This is a genomic window from Akkermansia muciniphila ATCC BAA-835, assembly GCF_000020225.1.
Taxonomy (GTDB): domain Bacteria; phylum Verrucomicrobiota; class Verrucomicrobiia; order Verrucomicrobiales; family Akkermansiaceae; genus Akkermansia; species Akkermansia muciniphila.
Genome location: NC_010655.1, coordinates 2,518,220 through 2,542,361 on the forward strand (window position 1 = coordinate 2,518,220; position 24,142 = coordinate 2,542,361).

Genomic DNA, 24,142 nt, shown 5'->3' on the forward strand with positions numbered 1-24,142 from the left:
ACCGCAAATTACAGAAAAAGGAAAGAAGGCAGACAAAGATTTCCTGTTCCTTTCCGGGAATATGTTTCCGTATTATTTCCGAAACCTGTTTCCCTACCTGACATCTACGCGCCGGAGCGCGCGGTAATGCAGGATAATGAAGAGGACGCACAATACAGCTTCGGACCAATAGAACATGTCTAACGCATCCCGACCGGAAGTGAAACCGTAGGAGTGCAGCCCCACTCCCAGCATATTGACGCCCCACCAGGCAAAGGCAATGATAACGCCGCCCACTACATTGCTGAAGTGGAGCAGCCAGGAAGACAGCCATCCGGCTTTCCGGGCATGCAATACGGTCAATTGCCACAGTACAATCATCAACGCTCCGTTTTCCTTGGGATCCCAGCCCCAGAAGCGCCCCCAGGATTCATTGCCCCAAATCCCCCCAAAAACCGTTCCCACCAGCGTAAACACCAGGGAAAAACACAAGATGCCGTAAGCCATGCGGTCCAGGGATTGTTCCGTTTTTCCGCCAATCAGGCGCAAGGGGGAAGCCAGCAGGTATATATGGGAGAGCACCGCCGCCAGCAACCCGGCCGCGTACCCCAGCACAATGGTAATGACATGGGTGGAAAGCAGGAAGTTGGAGCGCAGGATGGCCACCAGGGGATCCATATGGTCCACAGCCTGGGAGGATTCATACAAAATACCCATCTGACAGGAGAAAGCCCCAAGCAAAAGCCCGGCCGCCAGTACAATTCCCTTTTTACTGAAAAGTTCCACCACAAGAGCGCAGAGAACTCCCATGCAGGCGATAAAGGCGATGGTTTCATACGTGTTGCCCACCGGGGACCTCATGGTGATGAGCACGCGGATGACCAGCGCCGCAACCAGCACTCCGGCTCCGCCCGCGCCTGTCAGCCACGCCAGGCTGAAACCTCCGGGCCGGAGAAAACGCCGCCAGAGGGGAGCGTTGGCGGCTGGGCGGAAAAGTGCGCAGAGCAGCAGACACACGAACGCCGCCACAAAAACGGCCAGGGAAACATAAAGCGGATCCAGACGGTAGTAGAAAATTTCTCTTTCCAGGCTGTGCCGCTCTCCGGCGGAGGCGGCTTCATTGGGTTGCGCCAGCTTTTCCAGCAGCAGTCCTTCCGCTTTCATCCGCAGTGCGGAAGCCTCCGCCCCTGCCATGCCGATAGCTTTGCGTTCCAGCAGGGACGCCATTGCCAAAAAGGCTCCGGCAGCTTTATCCGGGGAAGCCGTCCACAGGCGTTCTCCATCGCGGCCGGCAGAAGGAAACCAGCGTGGGAATTCCATCCGTTCCATGGCGGCAGGGTTTTCCAGCATGATCCGGGAGACAAGCATCCAGCCCCGCATCACATCAAAGTTGCGGGCAAGGGACAAAATTTCCTTCTGGGCTTCTGTCAGATTAGTTTCTCCCAGCAAACGGATTTCCCGGACGGCACGGGTCATTTCCTCCCAGCGTTCCGCAAGCTGCGCGTAGGAGTATTTTTTACGCTTGTCTTTCTGGTCCGGCAGGTGCAGGCGCCTGACCACCTCTTCCCGATTGACCAGAAAAACAGGGTATTGTTCCGCCAGTTCCGGACGGAACATGCAGTCCAGCATCCATTCCACCGGGGAGAGCTTCCTTTTCCCTTCCGGCGTATCAACAACAAAGCTTCTTTTGCCCAGTGTCCGGAGCAGATGGAAGCCCGCATAAGTAGAAACAGGCTTCAGGCGGCCGCCGTCCTGGACGGCCATGGCCCCGGCCCGCTCCACCAAAAAGGGAGACCAGGGCACATAATGTTCCACCAGAACCGGATGGACGTCAGGCCGCGCCGCCAGCATGCCGATGCCGAAGATGGCCGCTACCAGCAGGCAAATGCCAGCCAGGCGCAGACGTTTTTTTCCGCCGGGGGCGGAAACGGCCTGCAGTTCATCCGTCGCCGCCGTTCCGGCAGATGCCAGACCGGGTTTGCGGCGCAGGTATCTGCCAAAAACACAGGCAAAATGCCACAGCAGCCCTACAGCGATGATGTAGGAGGACCATTTGGGCATTTGCTCCAGGGGATTATGGGAAGCACGGAGAATGGAGATAAGCCTGCCCGGATGCAGGGAATCCTGGCCCCAGCTCATCTGGTACAGCGTCCAGCCGGAAAGGCGCAGAGGCTCATTCATGCGGATAACGGCGTCATACTGACCGCCGGATTCCGGAAAAACGGTTATCTGGGATTCATAGGATTTAGGCTTGGAAGTCCCCGGATAAAACTCCGGCACAAAGCGGTTCAGGCGCAAATCAAACGGAAGGGAATACTCGTGCACCCGGTCCCCCTGGGGCAGTTCCACCTGTTCCACAGCCACCGTCATTTTGTTGCCCAGCATGATGCCGGCCAGCAGCAGCAAAATTCCCCCATGAGCCACCAGCACGCCTGCGTGCCTCCAGGTCCACCGGATACGGAATACCCCGCCTATGAGCAGGTTGGCGAACAGCAGGACACAAGTAATGCCCATGCCGGGCAAAGGCAGGGAAATCAGGGAGTTCTCCCCGCCCAGCGGTATCAGCACATAAGCCGCCCCGAAAAAAGACTCTATGGCAGCCTCCGACCCCATGGCAGAAGACAACCGCACCTGGTGCAGCGTCCCGGCAAAGGTCAGCACCAGAAGGATCAGCATCAGGGCAATGCCTAAGCCGTAGCTTCCGGCAAAATTCCAGAGGCTGCGTCCATATTTTTTCCATACCGCATCCGTTCGTTCCCTGTCCATCAGCGTAAGGCGTCCGTAGTCCAAAAAGAGGGCCGATTGCACGATCAACTCGTGAAACCGGCCCCAATCATATTCCTGGAGAAAAGGTTATTAAAAGTTATCCGCCAGTTCTTCAAAGAATGCCTGGGGATGCGCACAGGCCGGACATACCTTGGGGGCAGTGGAACCGGTATGTACATAACCGCAGTTGCGGCACTTCCACTGGATTTCCTTTTCCTTGGCAAAAACCCTGCCTTCGCGCACATTTTCAGCCAGCTTGAGATAGCGGGCTTCATGGTGCTGCTCCACGGAGGCAATCTTGCGGAAAGTTTCCGCAATGGCGGGGAAGCCTTCCCTGTCCGCTACTTCGGCAAATGCAGGATACATGTCGGACCATTCGTCATGTTCACCGGCGGCGGCGGCCAGCAGACAATCCTCCGTAGATTCCAGGGGAGCCGTGCAGACGGCGTGCGTTACTTCAATGCAAGCGTCTTTCAGCAATTTGAAAAATACCTTGGCATGTTCCTTCTCATTGTCGGCCGTTTCCAGAAAGATAGCGGCAATCTGTTCGTAACCGGCCTTCTTGGCTACGCCGGCAAAGTAGGTGTAGCGGTTGCGCGCTTCTGACTCCCCGGCAAAAGCCTTGAGAAGATTCTTTTCTGTTTCTGTTCCTTTGATGGATTTCATAAATTAGTCATCTGGTTGCGTAAACGAAAGCATCCTAATAAGACGCCGTGAAAAAACAAGCAAATATTGAATGAATCTAAAAAATGTGCATATCCGGAAAAACATACGGCAGTTTCCCCATTTGGGAAAACTGTCGCCATACACGCTTCTGCTGTCCCCCATACGCGCCGGCAGCAAAACGGCATCCTGGGAAACAGGCAGGAACCCGTACCGCAGCATCAGGCCTAAGCATGAACCGGATCATTTGACACCCCCTGTGCAAACAGTAAAATTAAACGAAAAAAAACCTTAAGCTCCACCCATGAATTCCGCCAATACCCCCTTATTGGAAACCGAGAGATTAATACTGAGAAAATTCACGGAAAATGATCTGGAGGCCCTGTTCAACATTTACAGCAATGAAGAGGTAAACACGTATTTGCCGTGGTTTCCATTAACTTCCCTGGAAGAAGCGGCGGCCCTGTTCAAAGAAAAGTACCGGGAAGTGTACAAACGGCCTTACGGGTATCATTACGCCATCTGCCCGAAAAACAGCAACCTCCCGGCAGGGTATATCCACGCAGGCACGGACGACAGCCATGACCTCGGCTACGGATTGCTTCAGGAGTTCTGGCACAGAGGCTTTGCCACGGAGGCGACCAGGGCTGTTGTCGCCCGGTTGAAGAAAGACGGCATGCCCTACATCACGGCCACACACGATATCAGGAATCCCCGCAGCGGAGGCGTCATGAAACAGCTGGGCATGCGCTACCAATATTCCTATGAAGAGCTGTGGCAACCCAAAAATATTCCGGTCACTTTCCGCCTGTACCAGTTGAATCTGGATGGACAGGAGGATCGGGTTTATCAGGAATACTGGAACAGGTCATCCGTCCGTTTCAAAGAAACTGATATCTGAATTCCCAATACCCGGCTTCATCTTCAGGAGCTCCTTCCCGCCCTGGGAAACATGGCGGATACCTCCGCATCCGGTTATCTTTCCACCGGTTTTCCGGAGAAAGTCCCGCTCCACGGTTCTTCCAGCCTGTCCGGGACGCTTTCCAACTCCCGGAGTATTTTCTCCCGCTCCCGGGAAATCCGCTCCTGATCCGCAGAGGCCGGAACAGGCTGCTCCCCGGGCAGAGGCATCAGCCCGTCCGCCATCCTGCCGCCGTCCGGGGCAATCGGAGGAGCAACAACCTTGCTGTCTTCATCCGTTTCCGGTTCAGGGCTGACCGGCTTCTGCTCATCCATCTTTCCGGTACTTTCCGGAACAGCCAGGTTCCGATACAGGAACACCAGGTCCCCCGCCTCCACAGCGCCGCTGCGGATATCCGCAGGAATGCGCGCACGCCCCATTCGCTCCTCCGTCACAATCAGGTTGGCGACTCTGCATTTTTCTTCCCGGCCCGGAGATTGGGAGATAAGCACGGTTCCCGGTTCATAAACATTCCCGGCCAGAGCAATCAGCACATAATGATGATTAGGATACACCTGCTCCACCTTGCCCACATATACGGGGGGAGGGGCTGCTTTCTTAACGGGCTGCTGCACCTGCTGGGAACAGGAGGCCCCCAGCACCACAAACGCCGCCAGAACAGGCAGGGAAACAATTCGTCTCATGGGGAGTTTTTTCATCGTTTCATTCCACCAGCACCTTGCGTGGACGGTTGGTATTATCCGCCGGGGCAATAATGCCGCGGGATTCCAGCAAATCCATCATGCGCGCTGCACGGCCGTATCCAATGCTCAAACGCCGCTGCAGCAGAGAGGTGCTTACCTTACGTTCCACAACAGCCACTTCCAGGCACTTGGCATAGCATTCCTCTTCCGCGTCATCCAGCGGACTGTCCGCACCTCCGCGGGAAGGCTCGTCCAGAGACTTCTGAACCTCTTCATGGAATTTCTGCTTGGCCTGGGAAGCACAGTGGGCCACCAGGGCTTCCACTTCATCGTCAGAGATAAAGGCTCCCTGCGCCCGCTCCACCTGGGCGGAACCCGGCGGCAAATACAGAAGGTCTCCCTTGCCCACCAGTTTTTCCGCCCCCTGCCTGTCCAAAATCACACGGCTATCCGTACCGCTCGCCACCTGGAAAGCGATGCGCGTCGGGATATTGGCCTTGATCGTCCCCGTCACCACCTGCCTTCTTGGCGTCTGCGTCGCCACAATAAGGTGGATGCCTGCGGCACGGGCCTTTTGGGTAAGACGTCCAATATTCGTTTCTATGTCCGCTCCTACTGTCTGCATCAGGTCCGCAAGTTCGTCAATAATAATGACGATGTAGGGGAAGCGTTCAGGAATAACTCCGTCGTCCTCCAGATCCAGTTCATCATCTTCTTCCACAGGCCATTCCCCCTGGGATTCCAGGTCTCTGGCAATGGATTCCGCCAAAGCTTCATCCACCTGCCCGTCTTCCGGTTCCTCCGTCTCTTGCGCAGGAACATCCGGCGGGCGCTTGTTGAAAGCTTCAAAGTTTCGCACACCCACCTTGGCAAAGCAATGATAGCGGTGCTCCATTTCATTCACGCACCAACGCAGGGCATTGGGAACTTTCTTGGGATCCGTCACCACCGGAACAATCAGATGCGGCAGCTTGGAATAAGGCTGCATTTCCACCACTTTCGGATCCACCAGAATAAGCCTCAGTTCATCCGGGCGGAATTTCAGGAGCATGGAGGAAATAATGCTGTTAATGCACACGGATTTTCCGGATCCGGTGGCGCCGGCCACCAACAGGTGCGGCATGGACGCCAAGTCCCCGATCACGGTACGTCCATACACGTCCTTCCCCAGCGCCAGCGGAATCTTTTTCTTGGGGGAACAAAAAGCGGGATCCTGCAAAAGTTCCCGCAGGGGAACGGCCACCTTCTTCCGGTTGACGATTTCAATACCTACCGTATCCTTGCCCGGAATGGGGGCCACGATGTTCACGCTTTCCGCCTTGGTCGCCAGCGCAATATCCTTCGCATACTGGTCAAAAGTATTTACGCGCACGCCGCGCGCGGGATACACTTCATAACGGGTGATGGTCGGGCCTCGGGTAATATCCCCAGGCGTCACGTCCACGCGGAATGTCGTCAGAGTATCAATAATCTTCTGCTGTATTTCCAGCATTTCTTCCTTGTCCTCTGCCGTAGGGCCTTCCGGCTTTTCTTCATAATGCAGCAGTTCAAATGGAGGCAGCTCATACTCGCGGAATTCCTCCGTGGGCGGAGTGGACAATTTGGAAAAAGGCTGTTCTTTGGGCGCGGGCTTCATTTCCGCCGGTTCCGCAACGGTAATCCTGGGGCGCGGAGCCAGGGGAAGGCGGCCCTGGGTTCGCGGGGCGCTGGGAGGCGGAACAGAATCCTCCGGCTTGGACGGAGCAACCGCCGCTGCTTCATGATACAAACTTTCCAGATCGTCCCCGGTGCGCTGCAGACGGGGAACGGAAGCCCGGCCCTTTCTAACCGGTCTGGGAGCGGACAAAGCGGCATCTTCCATGCTGGCCCTCACGCGGGCAGCTTCCCTGGCAAGCAGAGCGGTCTGTCGCGCCAGTCTTTTTTCCTTCCTGTTCATACGCCAGGCACGCCATTCCCGCAGCATGGCCCGGCAAAACGGCCGGGGACGCATCCCGGCGGCATAAACCAAGGCCAGCAAATAGCCCAGCCCGGAAAACGCCAGCACAGCGGATCTGCCGGCCAACGGAAAAAACAAACCAGTTCCCAGCAAATGACCCACCAGCCCCCCGGCCCCCTGGACCTGGTGGCGAGCCACCCACTCATTTCCCGGCACATGCCCGGCTGCCAGAAACAGGCATCCGAACAACAGCAGGAACAAACCGCCGTAAACCACGCTGCGGGGCAGTCTTCCATAGTGGAGCAGACGGTAAAGCCCCCACCACTCCAACAGAACAACCAGCATCCAAGCCATGCCTCCCAGCGTCCAATAAAAAATCCCCGCACCATACAATCCTACCGTTCCCAGCACATTGGAGGTACCCGGAATTACCTGCCCGGAACCATTTAAATAACTCCAGCCTATTTCCCGCACATCAAATGTCAGCATAGCAGCCAGAAGAGCCGCCCCCCCCAACAAAGACACGACGCCCCATACCATTCCAATCCAAACAGGGGAACGCCCCTCTTCATGCTCAAATGCATGATGCTCCTGCATATCCAATGCCATACCTGTTCCTATCCTAGCAACTCTCCGCCCCAAACTCAAGGCCAAACCGGAAAGAAGAGGAATTGCTCGAATCAACTTCCCGCAAGCCTGAAAGCGCCAACTTCCGGCTCGGAAATACGGTCTTTATGTACTTTTTCCTCCCTAGGAGAGCATCTCTGAAAAAAGCCCTTTCCCTACCTGAGAAAATACTGGTCCCGCATCTCCAAATCAATAAAACCGAAGCAATTTCAATACTTATTTTTCATATCTATTTGATTATTTATTATTAGCATAAATTTTTATTACAAAAAAATGTATCGTTCGACATTTTTTATGCTTCATGAAACATCCGGCGGATTTCAAATTCGGTGTCAATAGTAATCCCTTAAAAAAAACTGTTTATTATTATTTATGGATATAACGATAAGAGGAGAATTTTGTAGAAATTATGTGTTTAATCTTATTAAGTTGTTAACAATTAGTTAATTATATTAAACTACAATATTCCTATTTTTTTAATAGGATTTGAAATCCGCTAATTAGAAACCTCTTCCCATGATACAGCAATTACAATCTGTTAAACAGATACGGCCCTTATGTGCAGGAGCGTCAGTCAATCTCTCCCCAGCCTACCTGTCGGAACCAATCTTGACAGCCTCCCCTTATTATTGCTGATCATTTCCCTGCTTTTTCATCTGAGGGGAAATATACCTGCCTTTTTCAAATACTTTCTTATTTCAAACAAAAAAAATCAAAATCATCAAATTTAAAATGATGACTGAACATAGAGCGGCCTTTTTCTTTCAAACTTCCGGAAGATTGAAAGCATGGAAGGCATCACGCCATTCCCGTGGTGCTTCCGGGGCAAGGAAGAAAATCCTTTGAGCCGGAATGGCCTCTTTCCCTGTTTTTAGCATCATCTTTCCTCCTAAAAGCAACGTTTCCTCCTTCCTCACCAAATGAATACAAACAACCTCATCAATAAAGCCATTCTGTGCTCCCTGGCCATGGCCGGAGCCGCTCTCCTGCCTTCCTGCGTCAGCCCCAAGGAAGTCCTCTATATCCAGGATGTTTCCGGAAACTCCAGAGAAACCATCAAGGCAAACTACCAGACAACCATCCAGAAGGATGACCAGCTCTATATCGCGGTCAGCAGCAAGCAGCCGGAGCTCACCGCCCCCTTTGCCATGTCTGAAATCGGTTCCGCCAGCGGCACCTCCAGCAACAAACCCAAAGGATATCTGGTGGATGCCCAGGGCTGCATCGTCCTGCCCGTCATCGGCAAAATGAAGGCTGCGGGCAAAACCTGCTCCCAGCTGGCCTCCGACATTGCCGCGACTCTCAAGAGCAATGACTACATCCGGGATGCCTCCGTCAATGTTCAGATCATGAACTTCAAATTTTCCGTTCTGGGCGAAGTCAATGCTCCCGGAACCTACACTATTGAAGGCCAGCGCGTAACCATTCTTGAGGCCATCAGCCGGGCCGGAGACCTTAATATTGACGGCAACCGGGACGTCACGTTAATCAGGGAAACCAACGGAACCCGTCAAATCGCCAGCATCGACCTGCGCAGCAAGGATTTGTTCACTTCTCCTTATTATTACATCCAGCAAAACGACATCATTTACGTGACACCCTCAGACCGCAAGGTCAACACGCGCAGCGACGCTGCTCAATGGTACGGCTGGGGTCTCTCCGGGCTTGGTGTCACTCTGGCCGTGATCGCCCTGTGCCTGTAACGGACATTCCGCCTCTTTCTCGTCCGGCTTAATCATACCTGTGAACGGAAATATAGGGACGGTCCGATTGCATCGGACCGCTTCCCCAGGGGTTCAGTATTTCCACACAACATTCCACCCTCTTTCCTCCATGACAAATAATACCGCTCCCACTCCGCCTGTTACGGAAAACACAGAAGAAACAGCTCTTTCCCTGGACACGGTGCTGACGATCCTGCGCCGTTACTGGTTCATCATCATTCTGGCAGCTCTCGCCGGAGGCACGGCGGCCTATTACCTGGCCGGCAAACAGAATTATATTTACCAAAAAACGGCCAGCGTCCTGATGCGCGATGCCAAAACAGGCAGCGACGCCTCTTCCGAACGCATCATGGCGGAATTGAACATAGACCCCAACGCCGCTAATCTGGCCAATGAAAGCCTCGTTCTCAAATCCACCGCATTAATGAACAAAGTGGTGGAAGACCTCAGCCTCAACACATCCTATTGGCAAAAAAAAGACTTCAGGGAGCTTGATCTTTACCATGCCACCCCCTTATTGGTGCACTTTGAACAGATCGACAAACAACGAGCCTGCACCCTGAACATCACGCCGCTGGATGAAAAACGCTTCATGCTTGGCCATCCCAATGATCAGGGGGAACTCATCCTGCTGGAAGGTTTTTACGGAAAACCGCTTACGCTTCCCTTTGCCACCATTTCCGTCCATCCCACCTCCCTGATGACCGACGCATGGAACGGAAAAACCGTCATCGTAAGACACTCTCCCGTTCTTGAAACCGCCAACGCCCTGCTCCGTGGCCTGACAATTACCCGTCCAGACTCCAAGGAATCCAGCCTTCTGGAGATGACTCTGACATCCAGCAATCCCCAGAAAGCCGAAGACACGCTCAACCACCTTATCCAGGTTTACAACCAAATTTCCAAGGACGAACGGAACAAGGCGTCCCTTAAAACGAAAATCTTCATTAGGGATCGACTAAAAGAACTTGGAGCCTCCCTGAGCGACGTGGACAAAAAACTTACCGAATTTAAAACGAAGAGTGACATCGTCAAAGATGCGGACACAACCATGAGCGCGGACTTCAGCACCTCCCAGGCGCTGGAAAAGGAAATCTTTGATCTTGAAACCCAAATCAAACTGGCGTCCACCCTTGCTGACAATCTCAAGGAAAGCGAACGCAAACATGGGCTGATCTCCGTAGAAACCGGTCTTCCCGATTCCGGCATCGCCCGGCAGATAGAACATTACAATGAGGCTTATCTGGAATATCAGAAAATCGCCGGAAGCGCCGGCTCCCAAAACCCGATTGCCGTGAGCTTGAGGGACAGGATGAATTCCACCAGAGCGGCGGCTAACAAAGCTCTCTCCAACTACCGCAGCAATCTGGATCTCAAACTTAACCAGCTTATTAACAAAAGGAATTCCCTGACTGAACGCCTGACGGAAACTGCCATCAAGGAACAGGAAATCATTCCGCTTATCCGTGAACACAAGGTTAAGGAAGAACTGTACCTGATGCTGTTGAGCAAGGAACAGGAAAACGCCCTGGCCATGGCGGTAACGGAATCCAATGCCCGGGTACTGGAAACCGCCCATGGCTCCAACCTCCCTATCTCTCCTAAAACCATTAAATACGTCGCCGGAGGAACGGCAGGCGGAGCCCTGCTCAGTATCCTGGCCTTCATGGGAGCGGCCATGTTGAACAATAAGGTCAACAACAAGCATGACCTCCCCGCTGCAAACAGGCAGCCGGTCATTGCCGAACTGCCTCAAATGAGCAAAAAAGAAAGCAAAAACACCAAGCTTTTCATTCAGGACGAACATTCCGTCATCGCGGAATGCTTCCACATTCTGCGCAATAACGTAGATTCCATGCTCCCCAGGCCGGAACAGGGAGGACACGTCATTCTGGTCACCTCCACCCTCCCCGGAGAAGGGAAAACCTTCACCTCCGCCAATCTGGCCGCCGCTTTCGCCTATGCCGGCAAAAAAGTACTGCTTATTGACGGGGATTTCCGCAAATCCTCCCTGACCCGGCGTCTCGGCGGTTCCGGACGCAAAGGACTCACTTCCATCCTGCTCCAACAGACCACCGACACCACCGGCATCATTCGCCCCCTGGGAGAAAACTCCCGCGGCATGGATATCCTTTACACCGGCCCCATGGTGCCCAATCCGGTCACCCTGCTCAGCCATCCCCTGTTGGGCCATATCCTCGGCATCCTGAAAAAACAGTATGATGCCGTCATCATCGACGCTCCGCCCTACGGCATTCTGGCAGACACCGCCATTCTGGCATCCCTGAGCGATATTACCCTGTACGCCGTGCGCAGCGGAAAAATCGACAAACGGTATCTGCTCCAAATCCAGCAACTGGCCGATCAGGGAAAACTGCCCAATATGGCGTACATCATCAACGGCGTCAACTTCAAGTCCGCCAGCTACAGCTACTATGGCTATGGCTACGGCTACCAGTATGGCTACGGGACCAAAGAACCGCAGCAAACCAGCAGGAAACAAGATAAATAAGGCGCAGGCCATACATAAGCCCAGGCTTTCTTCCCTGCTTTTTACTCTTTTCGGCAGCAATCATGTTCGGCAACCTGTTCACCCCCCGGTATGCGACATCCAGCCTTTTTCCGGACGGCATGGACATGCACACCCATATTCTATGGGGGGTGGACGACGGAGCCGCCTGCCTTGAAGAAAGCCTGGGCATCATTCGCCGACTCAAGGCCATGGGACTCAAAGGAGCTTACTGCACCCCCCATATCATGGCGCGCTACCCGGATAATACGCCCGATTTCCTGCGCCGCCGTTTCGACCAGCTGCTTGCCGACACCAGGGAAGAACAATTCCAGCTTCGGCTCGCGGCGGAATACATGCTGGACAACCAGTTCCATGAGCAGCTGCGCCGATACACTCCCCTGACCTACGACGGAATCCACCTGCTGGTGGAACTGCCCCAGTACTACCTTCCCGGCGCCTGGAAGGACATGATCAGCTCCGTTCGGGACATGGGATACGTCCCTGTCCTGGCGCACCCTGAACGCTATGGCCGCCTCCTGCAACAGGAAGATTTCCTCCAACTGGCCCGGCAGGAAGGCGTCAAATATCAGGGCAATGTCGGCTCCCTGAAAGGATTTTACGGCAAATCCGCCGCAGCCCTGGCACAAACGTTCCACACCCGTCAACTTTACGAATGGTGGGGGACAGACAGCCACAACATCGCCATGGCCAAACGCATGCCTCTGAAAAACTAACTCCGCCTACCCTATCAACAACCTCTCGTACTACACCCATGTCAGCCCCTATAACTAATATCCCCTTCAGCAACCCGCTGTATCGTAATCATAATTTTTACAGACGCTACGGAAAACGCGCCCTGGATTTCACGGGTGCACTCTTCGGCCTTATATGCCTGTTTCCGGTATTAGCCATTCTGGCTATTCTGCTGGCCATCGTCCAGCGGACATCTCCCTTCTTCCTGCAAAAGCGCATCGGGCACGGCCTCAAACCCTTTCATATCATCAAATTCAAAACCATGAAAGACACCAGGGACAAGGAAGGGAACCTGCTCCCGGACGAAGAACGCACAACAGTCCTGGGCTCCCTGCTGCGCAGCACCTCCCTGGACGAACTGCCTGAACTCATCAACGTTCTGCTGGGGGACATGAGCTTTATCGGCCCACGCCCCTGGATTCCCGATCAAATGGCCATTTTTACCCCTTCCACCCGGAAAAAAAGAATGTCCCTGCGCCCGGGCATCACGGGGCTGGCCCAGATTCGCGGGCGCAACAACCTCACCTTCCGCCAGCGGGTATGTTATGACCTGAGCTACCAACGCCACCTGACCTTTCGGTACGACCTGAATATCCTTTTTTACACCTTCCTCAAGGTTGTCGAGAGAGAAGGCATTCAACAGCGACCGGATGCCCTGAGCACACCGGCCCGTGTACTGAAGCCCAGGGATTTGATGACCTACGGATTAAAAGAAAATACGCAACTCATCTTAAGAAGTATCCGAAAAGAACCCGTCCCATCCTTGAGCGTACCCGACCATCCCTTGACCCCCAAAGACCTGCCGACCAAAGGCCTTAGGGCAAATACCCAGCTTATCATGAGGAGCCGTCAGAAAAGCGTCCAATAAAAATCCTCCACTCCCCCCGCCAAAAATGAAAATTTCAGTCATTACGGTTTGTTATAACAGCATTGCAACGCTGCAAGACACGCTGGAAAGCATTCTGCGGCAAACCTACCCGGACGTGGAAAGCATTGTGGTGGACGGGGCCAGCAAGGATGGAACCGTGGAATTGATTGAAAAATACAGTCATCAATTTTCCGGCCGCATGAAATGGCTATCCGAGCCGGACAAGGGAATTTATGATGCCATGAACAAGGGGATAGGCATGGCCACGGGAGATGTCATCGGCTTTCTGAATGCGGATGACTATTACCAGGACGGAAACGTGCTGGAAGCCATCGCCGAAGCGTTTGCCCGGCATGGGACGGACGCTGTGCACGGCAATCTGCACTACATCAACGGAGCAAGGGAAATCGTACGCACATGGCGCGGAACGGAGTACACTCCCGGTTCCTTCCAGCGCGGCTGGAACCCGGCGCACCCCACGTTCTATTGTAAAAAGGACTGCTTTACCCGTTACGGCGGCTTTGATCCTGCTATAGGCAGCGCGGCGGACTTTGAGCTGATGATGCGCTTTATAGAAAAAAACAGCATTTCCACCGCCTATATCGACCGCGACATGGTATTCATGCGCACCGGAGGCTCCAGTACGGCGGGCTTGAGAGCCATTCTGAGGAATACGCGCCAGAACAAGCAGGCATTCAAAAAAAACGGCATCCCTTACCCGTGGCATTACGGAGTAACCCGGCTGCTGGCCAAGGCTGGCAGTATGCGCAATCCCATCCTTTATCTGTTCAAAACCCGTTAAATTTTCTGTTCCCATTCCTTTCCGTCACGCCGTCATGAACCTGATTTTCTATTTTGACCAACCCATCCTGCCCCATGCGGGAGGAACGGAACGGGCGGCATATCTTCTGGCGCAAGCCCTGTCGCGGCACGGCCACCGTATTTCCTTTCTGTCTCTCCAACAGGCGGATGTTCCTCCCGGCGGACTGCCTTATTTCACCCTTCCGCGGCAGGACACGCTCTTCTGCAGGGAAAACAGGGAATATGTGGAAAATCTATGCTCCGCACAAAAGACGGACGGCATCATCAACTGCGGGGCCAATCAGGATGACTCCTTTTTCTTCAGCCATGAACACCTTGACATCCGGGCTTCCATCATTTCCTGGATTTCCTTTGACGTCCGCACAGGGCTGGATTATTTCTCCTGCCTGCTCCGGAAGGATTTCTCCACCTGGGGCAATACCATGAAAACGCTGTTGCGCCATGCGCTGCTACCCTGTAAAAAACACGCGGCCGTCAGCAACAAGAGGAGGAAATACAGGGATATGTTCCGCGGGTCGGACAAGGTGGTCTTTCTCTCCCCCCGGTATACGGAAGACGCCCTCCAGCTGGCGGGCCCCCCGGAAAGGGCCCGGCTGTACGCCATTCCCAACCTGCTGACTTATGATCCCGTCCAGCCTGACCTTTCCGGGAAGGAAAACGCCGTTCTTTATGTGGGACGGATGGCGGACTCTCCCAAAAAGGTGGATCGCCTGCTGAATGTCTGGAAGAAAGTGCAGCCGCTTCATCCGGACTGGCATCTGTACCTGGTGGGGGACGGCCCGGAACGCGGCAATCTGGAGCGGATGGCGGCGCGCCTGAAACTGGAAAACGTCCATTTTGAGGGAGTTCAGGAACCCGCGCCCTATTACCGCAAGGCCAGAATACTCTGCCTCACCTCCACCCACGAAGGCATGCCCATGGTAATTAACGAAGCTCTCTCCTACGGCTGTTTTCCTGTAGTTTTCAACAGTTTCCACGCTGCTGAAGACATGCTGCCGAACCGGGAGACGGGACGTCTCATCCCGCCCTTCAGCTTGCGCCTCTTCGCGCGGGAACTGGATGAACTGATGAGCGGCCCCTACATCCCGCCCTGCACCAAAGTATTAACGAACTATCACCCGGAAAAGGTCATTCCCCTGTGGATGGAATGCCTGCAGGACCAGCCATGAGCAACATCGTCATCTATCTTCCCAATGAATCCCTGGGCAAACAGGGAGGCATGGAACGGGCCACTCATCAGCTGGCCGCCATGCTTGCCGGTGAAGGCCACCGGGTAACGCTCCTCTGCAGAAACAAAAACAGGCTGGGGGAAGAATACGTGCCTCCGACGGATCTCGTGTTCATTCCCGCAGCCCTCAGCCGGAAGGAAGAACAGAATTTCCTGCTTAACCTTATCCGGGAAAGAGAAATTGAGAGCATCATTGACCAGACGGAAGGCGGGATTGTGGGGCGGTGGGGAATCTTCCGGCATCGCGGGCACATGAACGGGGTTTCCGTCAAACTCATTGCCGTACAGCACAGTTCCCAATATACCTATCTGAAACATTACCGGACCGTCAACCGGAGGCCCTCCGGACGCGGCCTCATCGGCAAGGCATGTTCATTTTTCTATCATACGCTTATACTGGCATTAAAAAAATACAGGGCAATTTTGCTTCAGCGCAGCCTGTTCCGGGAACTGGCTTCAGACTATGACCGGATAGTGACGCTTTCGAAAGGGGGCATTGAAGAATTCAAAAAACTGTGCCCCTCCGTCCCCGGGAACAAGCTCGTCTGCATTCCCAATATCGTGGAACCGGCCGTTCTCTCCAAGGAAGAGAGAAAAGAACCGCGCTGCCTGTTTGTCGGCAGGCTGGACAACCCCTCAAAAGGAGTGGACAGGCTTCTGCGCATATGGGAAAAAGTGGAAAAAACATGTCCGGAATGGCATCTGGACATTGTGGGCGACGGACCGGATGCAGATATGCTTAAGGATTCCGCCCAAAAACTGGGGCTTTCCCGAATTGCCTTTCACGGCTTCCAGAATCCGGAGCCTTACTATTCCAGAGCCTCCGTATTCTGCATGACTTCCACGTTTGAAGGGTTCGGCCTTGTTCTTGTAGAGGCCATGCAGCACGGGTGCGTTCCTGTTGCCTTTGACAGCTACCCTGCCGTCCGGGATATTATCTCCCACGGGGAAAACGGCATCCTCGTTCCCCCCTTTCAGGAAGAAATTTACTCGAACGCCCTCACATCCCTTATCAACAATCCCGGCGAACTGGAAAAATTCAGCCGGCACAGCCTCGTCACATCCAGAAACTTCAGCTCCTCAAACCTGGCGGCCAGGTGGGCCGCCATTCTGTAAAATCAAAAAAACTTCATCAAACCATTTGTAAAAATGAAAATTTGTTTTGTCGCATGGTCTGATTTCGGAATAGGAGGCGTCCCAAGAGTTCTGACCTGCCTGATGGATGCCTTGTCACGCAAACATGACGTAAGCCTCTACTCCCTGAAAAACCTTCCGCCGTCAGGCATCCAAGGAATCAACCGGGAACAAATTCATATTTACTGCAGGGAAATGAATTTATATGAGAAAATTCGCCGCTCCGCGGCGGACATTCTCGTCTGCAAAACCCCTCTGTTCAGCTCCGCCCTTGGCTGCCGGCTATACGCGGCCGCGCGCTACACGTCAGGCTTCAAAAAGGCGCTGACGAACCATCTCAATAAACATCAATATGATGTGGTCATTTTCGGTTCCGGCTTTGAAGACTCCCTGCTTCTCGCCCTCACCAAAAACAAGCTCCTGCCCAGCATGAGAATACTGACGTGGTCCCATGCTTCCTATGACAACTATTTCACCAACATGGGTTCCTTCTTCTCCCGGTACATGAAGGAAGCCATCAAGGCATATTACCATCGTTTCGATGAAATCATCGTCCTGTCTGACGGGGACGAAAAAGAATTCAGAGAAAAACACCATCTCCCCGCCCGTCGAATCTACAACCCCAACACGATGAACCCGGCCAGAAAATCGACCCTTACCAGCAAAACGTTCGTTTACGTCGGGGCTCTCTCCCACCAGAAAGGGACTGATCTGGCCGTCCGCGCGTTCCACAAATTCATTGAAACGGATCAGGAATGGAATCTCCACATCTATGGGGAAGGCCCGCTGAAAGGATGGATTGAAGAATATGTATCCTCCAACGGTTTGCACCACAGAATCATTCTGCACGGGCCCTGCGGAAATATGGAGGAAGAATTTCCCCGCCATTCCATCCTGCTCTTTCCCTCCCGCTGCGAAGGCTTCGGACTCGTCCAGGTGGAAGCCATGTGCTGCGGGCTGCCTATTCTGGCGGCGGATATACCGATCTGTCGGGAAATAGTGGAAAAACATCACGCCGGCATCCTTTTTGAGTCGGACAATCCGGAAGACCTGTGCCGGGCCATGCGTGAAATGACGGCCTCAGACCTCTCATCCTATGCGGCAAACGGCCTGGCCGCGGCGCCTCTGTTCAATCTGGAGCAGACTGTCTCTGAATGGGAAAACATGTTCAACGCAGTAAAATCATGAAACATTTAACATTACTGGAACCTATCAGGAAAGAAGGCAATTACCAATTCTTCATGCAATGGTTCGCGGACGCATGGGCAGCCAGCGGGGGAAAAACGGTCAGGGGAATTCGCGCCCCATGGAATTTGCGTCTGCTGATCGCCAAATCCCGACTCTCAAGGAATTTCCCCCTGTTCACCAGCTCACGCAAGGCGTTGCTGGTTCCGGGGGCCGGATACCCGGACTCATTCGCGTGGCCGTTCGGCTATACCAATGAAATCGTGCCCATGCTGTGGGACGTCTGGCCCCGGTACTGGCCGCGTCTCATCTCTTCCCTGAAACGCCACCATGTGCAAACATTGTTGTGCACGTCATCCCAGGTTTGCGAATACGTGGCTGAAAAACTTCCGCATATTCACACGGTTCACGTTCCGGAAGGCATAGACCCCACCGGCTATAGGGACGGAGGAGCCCTGGAGGGGCGCCGGACGGACATTCTCCAGATCGGGCGCCTGATGCAGCCTGTACACGAGGCCATCCTTCAAATGCGGCAGGAGGCGCCACACCTCAGCTATCTTTACCCGGAAGAACCGGGCCGCCTTGTCTTTCCGGATTTTCCTTCGCTGTGCGAAGGGCTGGCTTCCACAAAAATCGTCATCTGCTATCCTCGCTGCCGAACCCACCCGGAAATGGCGGGCGATGTGGAAACGCTGACGCAGCGCTACTGGGAATGCATGCTCTCCGGAACGCTCATCGTCGGCCAAGCCCCCAAAGAACTGGTTGATCTGCTGGGGTACAATCCCGTCATTGAACTCCAGACAGACGGGGACATCGGCAACCGGCTCTCCCAGATTCTGGACAACATCGCCACCTATCAGGAACTGGCGGACAAAAACCTGGCCGCCGCCCGGGAAAACGCATCATGGGAGACAAGAATGACCCGTCTCCTTCCACAATTGCGCCAACTGGGATATATGCAGTAACAATCTTTTTCAGTTTCACTCAAAACCAGCGAATCCGGACATGGCCGCACTCTGCAAATACTGGGCTTTCGCCTTCATTCTCTGCCAGCTTGGCCAGCAGCACATGCTCTTAAACGGCATTGGCTCCATGGGGTCTTTTCTTCTTCTGGGGCTGGGAGCTCTGTTGCTGCTGATCAACTCCGGACGCGTATTTGACCGGAAGACGGTCTCATCATCTCCTTTCATTTATTCCTTCGTCTTCATTTTCATCCTGTATCAATTCACATTCGGTATTTTTGACCTTAATGAGAAAACGGGAATTTATCTGATTGCCAAGGTCGTCTGCTGCCTGATGATTGCGCTTTCCGTCCAGAAGGACCTGTCATTCTATTTACAGCGCCTCATGCCGATTCTGTCGGTAGTCACCAGCCTGCTCATCCTTCTCGGTTTTGTTCACAACGACGTTATTTTTGAGGGCCGCCACACCCTGGGATTCTGCAACGCGAATGGGCTGGGAGCCATCTCCTCATTATGCGCAGGAGCCATGATTCTGGATTCTTCCGACCGCTCAAAGAAAAAAATCGCCATCATCCTTCTATGCGTCCTGGCCACCTTCCTCTCCGGAAGCCGGGCTTCCATAGGCATCCTCTGTTTGACCTTCGTCATCAAATACGGTCTGAACGCCAAATTTCTGGCAGTACTCCTGGCCGGAGTGCTCGCCTGGCAAATCATCCTGCCCATGGCGGGAATCTCTTCCACCGGCCTGAACCGGTTCACGGAATCCGTGGAAAATATGGATTTCTCATCCTCCCGGGAAGGCGAACGGAAAGCGACTCTCATCATGATCGCCGAATCCCCCATCCTGGGAAACGGCTTTGACGTGGAACAGAGCGAAAAAGCCAAGGCGGTAAGCGGCCTGGGGTCCCACAACGGCTATCTTGACATCATGAAAATGATAGGCATTCCCTACTCTGTTTTCCTGTTTGCGTTCATGGCGTATTATACCTGCTCCGTCTGGCGGAAATTCCACAAATCCGCCTGCGATTATGACAGGATACACCTGTTCGTCATCATCTCCGTTCTAATCGCCGCCAACTTCGAATCATATCTATGGGGAATCAACCAGGTGGTCACCACCCTGTTGTTCACCTCCTTCGCCGTATTGCAAAAACGCATGACAGACCTTAAACATGGAATCTGAAAAAACATATTTCTACCCTGTCCTCTCGGATTATGACTTCGGCTGGTTCCGTTTATCAGGACCGGGGCTTGCCAACTGCATGTTTGTGGCGGCTCGCGCCTACATACTCAGCAGACGGGAAAACGCAGGCTACATTTCCCCCACCTGGACCAAACTCAGCCCGGGGACATTCCTTCGCCGGGAGAAAGATAAAAGAGTTTATTTCAAAATTTTCAATGAGCTGGGAATCAAAGGATTAAAAAAAGTCCAACTGCTGCTTGCGGAAAAATTGCGCCCCGGTTCCGGGAAGGTGAAGCAAATCCGCGGCATGGGGGAATACTTTGACGACCTCAATGAACACATGGATCTGGTGCATGAATTCATAGAAAAAATCACCAGGAAGGAAATCATTGAAAACGTGCGTCCGGAAGCCCTGAAGGACTGCATCGCCATTCACGTGCGGCTGGGAGACTATTCTCCGGAGATGCGGGTGGATATCCTCTGGTACGTGAATCTCGTCAGGGAAATCCTGTCCATCAAGCCGTCCCAGCAATTCCTCATCTTTTCCGACGGCTCGGACGAAGAGCTTCGGGAACTGCTGGCCCTCCCCAACGTCAGGCGCGCGTTTTACGGCAACGCCTACGCGGATATGTACGCCATCAGCAGGTGCAAATGGGTCATTGCTTCGGATTCCACATTCTCCGCCTGGGGAGCGTTCATAGGGGAACGCCCCATCCTGTTCAACAAAAGGCATTTCAAGCGGGTATACCGGAACAGCGTTCCGGAAGCCGTTCTGGGGGACAGCACCCGCATTCCGGATGAATTCAAGGCGCTGCTTTAACTATGAACAAGCAATATGACTTCATCTACCTGACCAATACGCCTTCCTTTTACAAAGTAAGGCTTTGTGAGGAACTGGCGAAAAAACACTCCGTTCTCCTGGTTCTTTACGGCTATGGGGCGGAAGCGGTCAATACCCAGCTCTCCGGCAATGAGGGAGGCTTTGACTACTTCTTTCTGCATGAGGGAGATGCGGGAAAAAGAAACAAGGCTCTTGTCCTGCTCAGGCTCCTGAAGCTGATGGCCCGGGTTCGGGCCCGCAGAGTGCTGTTCTCCGGCTGGATGGCGCCGGAATACAACATATACAGCTTTTTTTCCCCCAGGCGCCGCAATGCCGTCATTTGCGAATCGTCAGCCATTGATTCCGGCATGAGCGGCTGGAAAAGCCTGCTTAAAAAAGCCGTCATACGCCGCATGAGCGCGGCGCTGCCTTCCGGTTCCCCCCACCGCGCCCTGTTTGAGCATATTCGTTATCCGGGAGACATCCATGTCACGGGCAGCGTAGGCATCTTTAACATGGAAGGCCGCCGTGCCCTCCGCCATTCCCCGTCCGCTCCCCTGAACTACATTTACGTCGGGCGTCTCGCGCCGGAAAAGAATCTGGAACTGCTCATCAGGGAATTCAACTCCAATGGGCGGCCTCTGTCCATCGTGGGGGACGGCCCTCAAAAAGAACTTCTCAAAAACATGGCCAAGGATAATATCCGCTTTCTGGGCCACGTTCCCAACGACAGACTCCCGGAAATATACGGACGGCATGACGTGTTCATCCTCCCCTCCCGCTATGAGCCGTGGGGGCTGGTCGTGGAAGAGGCCCTCTTCCGGGGGCTGCCCGTCATCGCCAGCGACAAGGTGGGCAGCGCGGCCGACATGGTTGCCGCTCTGGAAACGGGCGCCGTCTTTTCCCTGTCCGCGCCGGACGGCCTGAGCAACGCCATTCATGAAGTTGAAAAGAATTATGAAACCATGGCGCGCCGCGTCGCGGACATCAACTGGAACAGCCGCGTGGAAACGCAGCTCAAGGCATACACCTCCCTTTTAGATTAATGGCTCCCATATTACAAACCATCGCGTCCCTTGACTCCCGTTCGGGCGGCACCAGCACCTGCACTTATGACCTGGTCAAAGCCCTGAACGCTTCCGGCATGCCCACGGACATCCTCACCCTCCAGCCCGGCTCCCCACAAGAACGGATGGTGGGAGAAGACAGCTTTATCCATGCCTGCCCGTTTGACGCCCGCACCCCTCTCGCCGTCTCCCGGAACATACGCCGCTTTCTGGCCGGCTCCCGGTACCGCCTCTACCACACCAACGGCCTGTGGCTGGACGTCAACCACGCCACATGCGCGCACGCGCGCAAAACGGATGCCCCCTGCGTCGTTTCCCTGCACGGCATGCTGTACCCCCAGGCGCTGGAGCGCGGCGGCTGGAAAAAGAAACTCATGCTCGCCCTGGGACACCGGAAAGACATCTCCGGAGCCGCCTGCGTCCACGTCACCTGCGAAAAGGAAATGGAATACTACAGGGACATGGGCTTTTCCAACCCCGTGGCCGTCATCCCCAATCCGGTGCGGATCCCGGAATATCTTGCGGATATCAGGCGCCCCGGGCACGAGGGCTTCCGGGCCGGATTCCTGGGCAGACTCCATCCCATCAAAAATCTGGAGGCCCTGATCACGGCCTGGGGTCAGCTGCGCCTCCCGAACGCGGAGCTTCTGCTCATCGGTGACGGAGACCCGGAATACAAGGCCCGGCTGGAAGAACTGGTCCGGGAGGAAAACATTTCCAATATCTCCTTCACGGGCTTTGTTTCCGGAAGGCGGAAATATGAAATGCTCTCTTCCCTGGACGTCCTGTGCGCCCCCAGCCACCAGGAAAACTTTGGAATGAGCATTGCGGAGGCCCTGCTGGCGGGAACGCCCGTCATCGCCAGCCGGGGAACGCCGTGGGAAGCGCTGAACACCCGCCGGTGCGGCTGGTGGTGCGGCAACGATTCCTCTTCCCTGGCCGCAGCCCTGGAAAACGCCTTCAACCTCTCCCCGCAGGAAAGGCTCGCCATGGGAGACCGCGGACGCTCCCTCGTCATGGAAACCTGCGCCGCCCCCCACGCGGCCGACCGCATGAAACGCCTGTACCGGTATCTGCTGGGGCAGGAAGCCAAACCGGAATTTGTCTATCTCCCATGAACATCCTCTTTTTGCTCGGAAAATTCCCTTCCATAGGCGGCGTGGAAACCGTCACCGCCATTTTGGCGAATGAATTCTCCGCCCGGGGCCATGCGGTTCATGTGGTTTCCTTTGAACAGGTAACGGAAAAGCCCTCCCCAGCGCTGGACGAACGGGTCACGCTGCACCGGCTGAGCTACCCCGTTTCCAGCCGGTCCAACCGGAATGCCCTGCGGGACATCCTGGCCACCTGCCGCATTGACGTCATCATCAACCAGTGGTGCCTGCCCTTCCACGTCACCAGGCTGTGCCGGAAAGCCATGAGGGGCCTGCCCTGCCGCCTGCTGGCCGTCCACCATAACGCCCCGGACTGCAACGCACGGCTGGAAGGCCTCAGGATGCGCATGGCCCGGACGGGAAACCCGGTGAACAGGGCGTCCCTGCGCCTTCTGCTGAAAGGCTGCGCCATGGCTACCGGGGCCAGCCTGCGTTACGTTTACGCCCACAGCGACCGTTACATCCTCCTTTCAGACAGTTTCCACCAGGCCTTCCGGAACATCACCGGACTGAAAGACACCGGAAAACTTCTGACGATTCCCAACCCCATTACCGTGGAAAACCCGGAATTCCGCTATGAACCGGGCCTCAAGAAAAAGGAGGTTCTTTTTGTCGGACGGCTGGAACCCAACCAGAAACGGGTCTCCCGCGTGCTGGAAACGTGGGCGCTGCTGGAACCCTGCTTCCCGGACTGGACTCTCCGCCTGGTGGGTGACGGGCCGGAAAAACGCTCCCTTCAGGAATTCTGCGAGGAACACCGCCTGAAGCACGTCTCCTTTGAAGGCTTCCAAAATCCTGCCCCGTATTACGAACAGGCCTCCCTGCTCTTTTTAACCTCGGAATATGAAGGACTTCCTCTCGCTATGGTGGAAGCTATGTCCTTCGGCGTCTCCCCCATTGTTTACGGAAGCTTCTCCGCCGCCTATGACCTGGTGGACCACGGAAAAGACGGCTGCATCCTGCCCGCGGCCGGCGGTTTCCAGGCGCATCGGATGGCGGAAATGGCCGCAGGGCTGATGCGGGAACCGGCCGCCCTGCGCGCCATGGCGAGGAACGCCATAGCCAAAAGCCGGAAATTCACGCGGGAACATATCATTCCCCAGTGGGAAAAAGCTTTCCTCCCAGACGCCTCCTGAACACGCCTTCCCCCTTTC

19 protein-coding genes are annotated in these 24,142 nt (G+C 54.6%); 15 read left to right on the plus strand and 4 right to left on the minus strand.

Annotated features, from left to right (window positions below):
* Nucleotides 1-93: 93 nt before the first annotated feature.
* The gene (locus AMUC_RS11065) at nucleotides 94-2,787 is read right to left on the minus strand and encodes a cytochrome c biogenesis protein CcsA (RefSeq protein WP_143245883.1); all 2,694 of its coding nucleotides are present in this window, start codon (nucleotides 2,785-2,787) and stop codon (nucleotides 94-96) included.
* 48 nt (nucleotides 2,788-2,835) lie between these two features.
* A complete protein-coding gene (rbr, locus tag AMUC_RS11070) occupies nucleotides 2,836-3,411 on the minus strand; it encodes a rubrerythrin (RefSeq protein ID WP_012421095.1) in 576 nt (191 codons plus the stop codon).
* Between the two features lie 301 nt (nucleotides 3,412-3,712).
* On the opposite strand from rbr, the gene AMUC_RS11075 reads away from it, so the two are divergent.
* Nucleotides 3,713-4,309 carry a GNAT family N-acetyltransferase gene (locus tag AMUC_RS11075; protein WP_012421097.1) on the plus strand — a complete coding sequence of 199 codons (597 nt, stop codon included), beginning with the start codon at nucleotides 3,713-3,715 and terminating at the stop codon, nucleotides 4,307-4,309.
* Between the two features lie 74 nt (nucleotides 4,310-4,383).
* Here the strand turns inward: AMUC_RS11075 and AMUC_RS11080 are convergent, their stop codons facing one another.
* Both AMUC_RS11080 and AMUC_RS11085 read right to left on the minus strand, forming a co-directional pair.
* Complete coding sequence (locus tag AMUC_RS11080) at nucleotides 4,384-5,013, minus strand: hypothetical protein (RefSeq protein ID WP_143245882.1); 630 nt, start codon at nucleotides 5,011-5,013, stop codon at nucleotides 4,384-4,386.
* 19 nt (nucleotides 5,014-5,032) lie between these two features.
* Nucleotides 5,033-7,558, minus strand: coding sequence for an FtsK/SpoIIIE family DNA translocase (locus tag AMUC_RS11085; protein WP_042448431.1), 2,526 nt, complete (start codon nucleotides 7,556-7,558; stop codon nucleotides 5,033-5,035).
* Nucleotides 7,559-8,496: 938 nt separating this feature from the next.
* On the opposite strand from AMUC_RS11085, the gene AMUC_RS11090 reads away from it, so the two are divergent.
* The 14 genes from AMUC_RS11090 to AMUC_RS11155 all read left to right on the plus strand — a co-directional run bounded on the left by AMUC_RS11090 (nucleotide 8,497) and on the right by AMUC_RS11155 (nucleotide 24,124).
* Nucleotides 8,497-9,279: a polysaccharide biosynthesis/export family protein gene (locus tag AMUC_RS11090; protein ID WP_012421100.1), complete on the plus strand. Its 783-nt coding sequence runs from the start codon at nucleotides 8,497-8,499 to the stop codon at nucleotides 9,277-9,279.
* 130 nt (nucleotides 9,280-9,409) lie between these two features.
* Complete coding sequence (locus tag AMUC_RS11095; protein ID WP_012421101.1) at nucleotides 9,410-11,812, plus strand: GumC family protein; 2,403 nt, start codon at nucleotides 9,410-9,412, stop codon at nucleotides 11,810-11,812.
* A 62-nt stretch (nucleotides 11,813-11,874) separates the two neighbouring features.
* Entirely contained in the window at nucleotides 11,875-12,546 is a 672-nt protein-coding gene (locus tag AMUC_RS11100; protein ID WP_012421102.1) for a CpsB/CapC family capsule biosynthesis tyrosine phosphatase, read from the plus strand.
* Between the two features lie 38 nt (nucleotides 12,547-12,584).
* Nucleotides 12,585-13,433 carry a sugar transferase gene (locus tag AMUC_RS11105; protein ID WP_012421103.1) on the plus strand — a complete coding sequence of 283 codons (849 nt, stop codon included), beginning with the start codon at nucleotides 12,585-12,587 and terminating at the stop codon, nucleotides 13,431-13,433.
* Between the two features lie 25 nt (nucleotides 13,434-13,458).
* A complete protein-coding gene (locus AMUC_RS11110) occupies nucleotides 13,459-14,235 on the plus strand; it encodes a glycosyltransferase family 2 protein (RefSeq protein ID WP_012421104.1) in 777 nt (258 codons plus the stop codon).
* Between the two features lie 34 nt (nucleotides 14,236-14,269).
* Nucleotides 14,270-15,424 carry a glycosyltransferase gene (locus AMUC_RS12225; protein WP_012421105.1) on the plus strand — a complete coding sequence of 385 codons (1,155 nt, stop codon included), beginning with the start codon at nucleotides 14,270-14,272 and terminating at the stop codon, nucleotides 15,422-15,424.
* The gene (locus tag AMUC_RS12230; protein ID WP_081429237.1) at nucleotides 15,403-16,599 is read left to right on the plus strand and encodes a glycosyltransferase; all 1,197 of its coding nucleotides are present in this window, start codon (nucleotides 15,403-15,405) and stop codon (nucleotides 16,597-16,599) included. Before AMUC_RS12225 ends, AMUC_RS12230 begins: the two co-directional genes overlap by 22 nt.
* 33 nt (nucleotides 16,600-16,632) lie before the next feature.
* Nucleotides 16,633-17,805 carry a glycosyltransferase gene (locus AMUC_RS11125; protein ID WP_012421107.1) on the plus strand — a complete coding sequence of 391 codons (1,173 nt, stop codon included), beginning with the start codon at nucleotides 16,633-16,635 and terminating at the stop codon, nucleotides 17,803-17,805.
* Nucleotides 17,802-18,767 carry a hypothetical protein gene (locus AMUC_RS11130; RefSeq protein WP_012421108.1) on the plus strand — a complete coding sequence of 322 codons (966 nt, stop codon included), beginning with the start codon at nucleotides 17,802-17,804 and terminating at the stop codon, nucleotides 18,765-18,767. Before AMUC_RS11125 ends, AMUC_RS11130 begins: the two co-directional genes overlap by 4 nt.
* Before the next feature lie 40 nt (nucleotides 18,768-18,807).
* Complete coding sequence (locus AMUC_RS11135) at nucleotides 18,808-19,947, plus strand: O-antigen ligase family protein (protein WP_012421109.1); 1,140 nt, start codon at nucleotides 18,808-18,810, stop codon at nucleotides 19,945-19,947.
* Nucleotides 19,937-20,767 (plus strand): alpha-1,2-fucosyltransferase, encoded by an 831-nt coding sequence (locus tag AMUC_RS11140; RefSeq protein ID WP_012421110.1) that lies wholly within the window; start codon nucleotides 19,937-19,939, stop codon nucleotides 20,765-20,767. The genes AMUC_RS11135 and AMUC_RS11140 overlap by 11 nt, the downstream gene beginning before the upstream one ends.
* Before the next feature lie 2 nt (nucleotides 20,768-20,769).
* Nucleotides 20,770-21,813, plus strand: a complete 1,044-nt coding sequence (locus AMUC_RS11145) for a glycosyltransferase (RefSeq protein WP_012421111.1) — start codon at nucleotides 20,770-20,772, stop codon at nucleotides 21,811-21,813.
* Nucleotides 21,813-22,952: a glycosyltransferase gene (locus AMUC_RS11150; RefSeq protein WP_012421112.1), complete on the plus strand. Its 1,140-nt coding sequence runs from the start codon at nucleotides 21,813-21,815 to the stop codon at nucleotides 22,950-22,952. The genes AMUC_RS11145 and AMUC_RS11150 overlap by 1 nt, the downstream gene beginning before the upstream one ends.
* Nucleotides 22,949-24,124, plus strand: coding sequence for a glycosyltransferase (locus tag AMUC_RS11155; protein WP_012421113.1), 1,176 nt, complete (start codon nucleotides 22,949-22,951; stop codon nucleotides 24,122-24,124). Before AMUC_RS11150 ends, AMUC_RS11155 begins: the two co-directional genes overlap by 4 nt.
* Nucleotides 24,125-24,142 lie beyond the last annotated feature (18 nt).